Below are 328 nucleotides of genomic sequence, written 5' to 3' on the forward strand. Positions count from 1 at the left end.
GGGTGCCTTCTGGCGCGCACGAGCAGCGAGACCGTCAGGCCGCGTACATGGCGGAGCTCGGTCGGGGTGAACGCCGCTCGCAGGGCACCGGCCTGGCCGGCCGGCAGCGCCTGGTACGGGTCGTCGCCAGTGCCGATGGGAACGACGGAGGTACGGCTCGCGTCACCGATGCGGGCGACCGCAACCGGGCACTCCACCGGCGACAGGTCGTCGGCCCGCACCGCGTCGCGCGGGATCAGCATCGGTCTCGGGCGGACGGCCTCCCGGAGGTGGGAGGTCACGCCGGGGCCCACTAGGATCCAGGCCTGCGTCCCGCCCACCGTCACGA

Annotated in this window: 1 protein-coding gene; it reads right to left on the reverse strand. The window is 74.4% G+C overall.

From position 1 onward, the window contains the following. Positions 1–281 (reverse strand): hypothetical protein (locus UK12_RS34475; RefSeq protein WP_197085424.1); only part of this gene is annotated, 281 nt, incomplete at its 3' end. Between the last annotated feature and the right edge of the window lie 47 nt (positions 282–328).

Source organism: Saccharothrix sp. ST-888, assembly GCF_000955975.1.
Classification (GTDB): Bacteria; Actinomycetota; Actinomycetes; order Streptomycetales; family Streptomycetaceae; genus Kitasatospora.